The organism is Pseudomonas sp. B611, assembly GCF_055407965.1.
Genome location: NZ_JBUZST010000052.1, coordinates 1 through 854, shown reverse-complemented (window position 1 = coordinate 854; position 854 = coordinate 1). Strand labels below are relative to the sequence as shown.

The following is an 854-nucleotide window of genomic DNA, read 5'->3' as shown; positions in this document are numbered from 1 at the left end:
CAGCCAGCTCACCGGCCTGCATTGGCACACCCTCAAAACGCTCGATAAACGACGCCTTCAAGCCGAGGTAGGCAACTTCGATTCAACCGGTGTCCGCCGCCTGGTGATGGACGAGTTCGCCCTGCACAAAGGGCATCGCTATGCCACGGTCATCATGGATGCCGAGCGAACGCGGGTATTGTGGGTCGGCCACGGCAACAGCCGCGAGGCGGTCCGCCCGTTCTTTGAATTGCTCGGCAAGCACTGCCAGCAGATAGAGGCGGTGGCCATGGACATGAACACGGCTTTTGATTTGGAGGTGAAGAAGCATTGCCCGCAAGCCGAAGTGGTGTACGACCTGTTTCACGTCGTCGCGCGCTACGGTCGGGATGTGATCGACCGTATCCGGGTTGACCAGGCCAACCTCCTGCGCGAAGACAAGCCGGCACGAAAGGCGGTCAAGCAAAGCCGCTGGCTGCTGCTGCGCAATCGCAACAACCTGAAGGACGGACAAGCCGTGCAGCTTCAAGAACTACTCGCGGCCAACCAGCCGCTGGCTACGGTCTATGTCCTCAAGGATGCGCTGAAGGATGTCTGGTTCGCCCCCAGCGTACGAGAGGGCTGGCGCCGCTGGCGAACCTGGTTGCGGCACGCCCGGGACAGCGGCCTCGCGCCGCTACAGCGCTTCGCTCGCAACCTGCGCAAATACGCCCGAGGCATCCTCGCCAGTGCCAACTTCCATATGCATACCAGCGTCCTTGAGGGCGTCAACAACCGCATCAAGGTGATCAAGCGTATGGCCTATGGTTTTCGGGACTCGGAATACTTTTTCCTGAAAATCAAGGCTGCCTTCCCCGGGAAAGCGCGATGAACCT

1 protein-coding gene is annotated in these 854 nt (G+C 60.4%); it reads left to right on the top strand.

From position 1 onward, the window contains the following. On the top strand, positions 1-850 hold an 850-nt coding region (locus tag ACZRMO_RS30235; protein WP_198800284.1), incomplete at its 5' end, for an ISL3 family transposase. Positions 851-854 lie beyond the last annotated feature (4 nt).